The 6,000-nt window shown below is 44.9% G+C and carries 4 protein-coding genes; 1 reads left to right on the forward strand and 3 read right to left on the reverse strand.

Annotation, left to right across the window (positions count from 1 at the left end):
- Positions 1-7: 7 nt before the first annotated feature.
- On the reverse strand, positions 8-328 hold the full coding sequence (locus tag ACED60_RS16160; protein ID WP_004736423.1) for a DUF1244 domain-containing protein: 321 nt from the start codon (positions 326-328) through the stop codon (positions 8-10).
- 186 nt (positions 329-514) lie between these two features.
- Between ACED60_RS16160 and ACED60_RS16165 the strand changes: the two genes are divergently transcribed.
- The gene (locus ACED60_RS16165) at positions 515-1,108 is read left to right on the forward strand and encodes a thioredoxin domain-containing protein (RefSeq protein WP_371727997.1); all 594 of its coding nucleotides are present in this window, start codon (positions 515-517) and stop codon (positions 1,106-1,108) included.
- Between the two features lie 102 nt (positions 1,109-1,210).
- Here the strand turns inward: ACED60_RS16165 and vexH are convergent, their stop codons facing one another.
- Both vexH and ACED60_RS16175 read right to left on the reverse strand, forming a co-directional pair.
- Positions 1,211-4,324 carry a vibriobactin export RND transporter permease subunit VexH gene (gene vexH / locus ACED60_RS16170; protein WP_371727998.1) on the reverse strand — a complete coding sequence of 1,038 codons (3,114 nt, stop codon included), beginning with the start codon at positions 4,322-4,324 and terminating at the stop codon, positions 1,211-1,213.
- The gene (locus tag ACED60_RS16175; protein WP_133151965.1) at positions 4,324-5,400 is read right to left on the reverse strand and encodes an efflux RND transporter periplasmic adaptor subunit; all 1,077 of its coding nucleotides are present in this window, start codon (positions 5,398-5,400) and stop codon (positions 4,324-4,326) included. Before ACED60_RS16175 ends, vexH begins: the two co-directional genes overlap by 1 nt.
- Between the last annotated feature and the right edge of the window lie 600 nt (positions 5,401-6,000).

Raw genomic sequence — 6,000 nt, forward strand, 5'->3', positions numbered from 1 at the left:
GAACAAATTACTCTGGCTTCTGCTTCGCTTCAAATGCCGCTAGTTGTTCAGGCGTCGCTTTTGGTTGATGGTTTTGTTTCCACTCATCGTAAGTCATGCCATATACGCGCTCACGAGCGTCATCGATATCCAAGTCTAAGCCTTGTTGTTCAGCTTCTGCTTTGTACCACTTACTAAAACAGTTACGGCAAAAGCCAGCCAAGATCATCAGGTCGATGTTTTGGACATCTTTGTTGTTGTCTAGGTGTGCTAACAGGCGACGAAAGGTTGCTGCATCCAGCTTGTCTTGTTCTTCTTGAGAAAGATCTTTGTATTTAAATTCAGCCACTTTAGTGTCCCTTAATAGTTTTCATTTTTTAATGTATTGAGCAGATATTGTTATACAAAAAAAGCCCGCATTTCGCTAGGAGCAAACGCAGGCTTTTCAAAACATTCACAGATAAACCGTCACCAAGCCTATTACATTTAATGTGATGGGCGTTTTTCATTACTAAACTGATAAACCGGAATCCCCATGAAACGATTGCAAGCCGTAGTTTTTTTATTCGCATCTATTATCTTTAATTCAATAGCTTATGCGTCTCCTACTGAAGGAGAGCAATACTCTATTTTGGATAAGCCCTATTCTACAGACCATCAGATAGATAAGTTCTTCTCATTAACCTGCACACCTTGTTGGCAGATGACCGAACTACTGAAAGATAAAGAGCAGTCAGGTGAGCTTGTATTGCATCGTACGCACGTGATTTTCAACGAATCAACACTTCAAGCCGCAAGCCTTTATTACACAGTATTGGTTCAACAGCCAAATCTATCTCACGAACTGCTTAATGAACTGTTTTCTCTAGTGCAGACGAACAGTCCGCTGCAGCAAGCCGATATTGATGTTTTCTTTAAGAAACATAATCTTGTGACACAAGAGAACATGACAAAAAGCCAACAGCAGCAATGGGCAACTTTTGCAAAGGATGCTGCGGATAAAACAGAGCAAACTGCAATTGTCAGCATTCCAAGCTTCATCATAAATGGTCGCTACATGGTGAACCTAAGAGGCCACAGTTCGATGGATGAACTGCTCGAAACTTTAAAATATCTTAGCGATTTATAGCGCCTGCTGAGTTATTCCCTCAGACCATTTTCACGTGTTCAATAAAAAGCCCGACAACTAAACAGAGTTGTCGGGCTTTAAAAGAATCGCTATTCAAACCGATTAACCGTGAGAGGTTCTTCCCACGTTATCATGGCTGAGTTCTTTATTAAGCTCCGCCTCCACGTGACCCGGAGAGCGTGTTGAGCCAGAAATCAGTCGGTACATCGCAGGGATTACGAACAGAGTTACCAGTGTCGCGAAGCCCATACCGAAGAAGATAACCGTACCTACTGCCACTCGGCTTTCATAGCCAGCGCCCGTTGAGGTAATCAATGGGATTGCACCAGCTAATGTCGTGAACGCCGTCATTAAAATTGGGCGTAGACGTCGAGCTGAAGCATCAATAATCGCCTTTTCAAATTCAATACCACGATCTCGAAGTTGGTTAGCAAATTCGACGATCAAGATGCCGTTTTTCGTTACCATACCGATCAACATGATCATACCGATCTGGCTGTAAACGTTGAGCCCTTGACTCATCAACACCAAGCCTAAGAAGCCACCAAAGATACCCATAGGTACGGTGAACATCACCACCAGAGGGTTGATGAAGCTTTCAAATTGCGCAGCCAATACCAAGTACGCGACCAACATCGCTAGCGCGAACACCACTAAGATACTCGATTGGTTTTCTTTAAAATCTTTAGACTCGCCTGAGTAGCTTACTGAAATATCACCCGGTAGCTGCTCAATCGCTTGTTCATCAAGGAAATCCAAAGCATCGCCCAGCGTGTAGCCTTCCATTAGGTTCGCTTTGATGGTGACTGATTTCTGCTTGTTGTAGTGCGACAAACGAATCGATGATGCCACTTCTTCAATATGTGTCAGCGTATCAAGCGTGACTAGCTCACCAGATTGAGTTCGCATGTAGATTTGGCTTAAATCGTTGGCGTTGTTGAAGCTGTTTTCGTCACCACGCAGGTAAACGTCGTACTCTTCACCACGTTCAACGAACGTCGTTTCACTCTTACCGCCCAGCATGATTTCTAACGTGTCCGAAATGTCCGAAACACTCACACCTAGCTCGGCTGCACGTTGCTTATCTACGGTTACCAACAACTCTGGTGTTTTCTCAGAGTAATCAATGTCCGCACCTTCCATCATTGGAGAGTTATCAGCGGCTTGCTTTAACAGTTCGCCCCATTTCTGAAGCTCAGAATAATCAGAGCCTCCCAGTACAAATTGCACAGGCTCACTCGAACCACCACGGAAGCCTGGCATGAACGGGAACACACGCACATCAGGAATACCCGCTAAAGACTTACGTACCTCACCCAAGGCTTGTTGTGCTGTTTCTTCACGTTCGTCCCAGTCTTCCAGGATCATGATAACGAAGCCCGTTTGGTCGCCCGCATTACCACCAAACGCTGGCGATTGAATGCTGAATGACTTCAAGAATCCTTGACCAAGCAGCGGCATTAGGCGTTCTTCAACGATGTCCATGTTGGCAGACATACGGTTGTAACTAGTTGCGTCGGCACCACGAACAAACGCAAAAATAACACCACGGTCTTCTTGTGGCGTCAGTTGCGACGGCACTTTTTGCATCAAACCATAACTACCGCCCATACAAGCAATAATGATGATTGGAGCTGCCCAACGCCAGTTTAGAGCACGGCGCAATACCGATTTGTATCCAGCTTCTAACTTACCAAACACACGTTCAACAAATTGATTGAAGCGATTAGGTTTCACGTTCGCTTTTAAAATCTTGCTGCCCAGAACCGGCGTCAAGGTTAATGCTATGACAGATGAGAAGATCACCGACATCGCCAACAATACCGAGAACTCAGTAAACAGAAGACCTACCATACCGTCCATAAACGAGATTGGTAGGAACACCATGACCAGTACTAGCGTGGTTGCGATTACCGCAAAGCCTACTTCACGTGTCCCTTTATAAGCCGCAAGCAATGGTGATTCACCACGTTCAATGTGGTGGAAAATATTCTCAACCACCACAATCGCATCATCGACCACCAAACCGATAGACAGGATAAGTGCCATCAAGGTGATGAGGTTGATAGAGAAGCCAAAGTAGTACGCCGCAATAAACGACGAGATTAGCGATACAGGAACGGTCACGGCTGGAATCAGCGTTGCACGCGCTTGGCCAATGAAGACGTAAAGCACGAGGATAACCAAACCACCCGTAATAAAGAGTGTGCTGTAAACCTCTGAGATCGAACGGTCGATAAAGACAGTGGAGTCATAATCAATCGCCAAGCGAGTTCCGTCAGGCAAGAACTTTTGAATCGCTTCGACTTCTTTATGGACTAAGTCAGCCACCTCAAGTGGGTTGGCATCAGACTGAGGCACAATGCCCATACTGACGTTAACAACGCCGTCACTCTTAAAGGTCGAGTTCTCGTTTTCTGCGCCAATGTAAACATCAGCTACATCTTTCAAGTAGATAGGTGTGTTATCAGAGGCACGTTTCACCACTAAGTATTCGAAATCTTTGGCTTCAGTATATGAACGAGCAGTACGAACCGACATCACAATCGCATCGTTACGCACTTCGCCACCCGGGCTTTCAATGTTCTCGTTACGTAGGGCTTGTGTAATATCAGAGGCGGTAACACCACGACCCGCCATTAACGCAGGTTTCAGCTTCACGTACATGACTTTGTACAAACCGCCAGAAATATCCACCGAGCTCACACCAGAGATCAAACTAAAGCGGTCAATCAACACACGTTCGGTGTAATCGGTTAACTGCGTTCGATCCATCTCAGTTGAGCTTAAATTGATGTAAACCGACGCTTCACCACTACCATTGTTCTTATAAACAATCGGGTCATCGGCTTCATCTGGCAACGAACGCTGAGCACGCGCTACCGCATCACGCACATCACTGACACCGGTATTGAGGTCATAACCAAGTTCAAAGGTGATGGTGATTCGTGACGATCCGTTTCGTGTCGTAGATTCGATTTCATCGATACCACTGATGCCGGATAACTGATCTTCAAGGTTGGAGGTAATTTGGCTTTCAATGATGGTGGCAGATGCACCTTCATAACGAGTACTGATCGATACCACCGGGCTTTCAATATCGGGCATTTCACGAACTGCGAGCTTATTGAAAGAGACAATACCAAACACAACCAAAAGCAGGCTCAATACAACAGCCGCTACTGGTCTCTTCACAGAAACATCAGATAACAACATTAGTTAGCACCTTCTTGTGCTGCTGTATTTCCATCAAGTTTAGCAGGGCGATTGACGGCAAGCTCTTGAACCAAAACACCGTCACGCATGTTCACGATACCTTGCACTACGATCTTCTGACCAATCTCGATGCCTTTTTCGATCACGACTTCGTTATCAAGACGAGCCCCGAGGAATACTTCGGTACGAGTCGCTTTGTTATCTTCGCCAATAACATAAACGAAACGCTTAGTGCCTGAATACTCAAGCGCTTGAACTGGAATTATTGGGGCTTCTACTGGTGGGAAGTCCATATCAGCCGCCACTAACATGCCCGGTTTTAGGTAATCATTGTTGTTATCGAAGTGGATTCGAACTCGAAGGTTCAAAGTTTCGGCGTTAATGCGAGAATCAATACCCACCACAGTACCCGTGAACTGAGTATCGCCCCACGCACTGGTGCGAGCCGTTACTGTCATACCTTTAGACAGTTTAGAAAGGTAGCGCTCTGGAATCTGAAGATCTAACTGCATCACAGACAAGTCATCTAACGTCACGAGCTCTGTACCCGATGTCACCATTTTGCCGCGGCTAAAGTCAATAAAACCGACCGTACCAGAGAAAGGTGCACTGATATGTAGATCTTTCAGGTTAGCGTTAGCGGCAGCTAGGCGAGCATTAGCGATCTCTACGTTAGTTTTCTGAGCGTCAATTTCAGTTTGAGTGATCGCGTTACGTTTCACTAGTCGTTGAAATTCCGCAAGCTTACGCTTTTCATCTTTTAAATATGCTTGTGCTTCTGCAACTGCTGCTTTTGCTTTGTCGTCATCGAGTTGAACCAACATCTGCCCTTTGGTGACATCTTGATTGGCTTTGATGTTAATAGAGTTCACTCTGCCAGCCACTTCAGAAGTGATCATTACAGATTGCTCGGCTTCCAACTTACCGACCAAAGAAAGAGACTGGCTAACTTTGTGAATATCAACTTGCTCGGTAACAACAGTGACCGTGCTAGGGCCCATACGTTTAGCTAGTGCGGCTGGAGACGCCATAATGATAGACAAGCTAAGCAGGGTTAAAACAGTTTTATGCTTCATAATAATGGTCTGCAAGTAAGGTTTATACCAATCACAGTAGGTAAGTGGTCAGAAATAGCGCAGGGAAAAGACTTGAGAACAAGGCAGAGGTTTTCGATAAGTAGTTATTCTACAATCAAAAATCTTAACGCAGTTATCGAGCGTTTTAACCAGCTAGGGTGACCAATTATTTACTACGATTGGTATTATTATCTATAAATGAAATTAACCGTATTCTATCAACTGATGAATGCTGTAACGTCAAGAAGTGTAAATCTAAGTTAAATTCAATTGACGTTTCATGACGAATGACACGAACCAAACACGATACAGAAAGCTAATTACCTCAAGGTGTTACCTATCAGTACGTAAATCTTAATACAGATGTTCACTTCACGAGCAATATGCGTACTTTTCGCCATCTTTGCCCAAAAAGGCAGCATTTAACACAAAACCATAAGAAAAACCCTTTACAGGTTTAACGTGTTTGCTATGATGCGCTCCGCACTTGAGAGATGCGTTGGGAAAAACATCTCTTTAGCCTATCCATTATGAGTTAGGAAAAAACACCCTGGAGGGGTTCCCGAGTGGCCAAAGGGAGCAGACTGTAAATCTGCCGGC

Origin of the sequence: Vibrio sp. 1F279 (assembly GCF_041439815.1) — a bacterium.
Taxonomy (GTDB): Bacteria; Pseudomonadota; Gammaproteobacteria; order Enterobacterales; family Vibrionaceae; genus Vibrio; species Vibrio tasmaniensis_A.

Coding starts and splice junctions, on each gene's coding strand:
- ACED60_RS16175 (WP_133151965.1), bottom strand. CDS start 5,400: ATGAAGCATAAAACTGTTTTAACCCTGCTTAGCTTGTCTATCATTATG.
- vexH (WP_371727998.1), bottom strand. CDS start 4,324: ATGTTGTTATCTGATGTTTCTGTGAAGAGACCAGTAGCGGCTGTTGTA.
- ACED60_RS16165 (WP_371727997.1), top strand. CDS start 515: ATGAAACGATTGCAAGCCGTAGTTTTTTTATTCGCATCTATTATCTTT.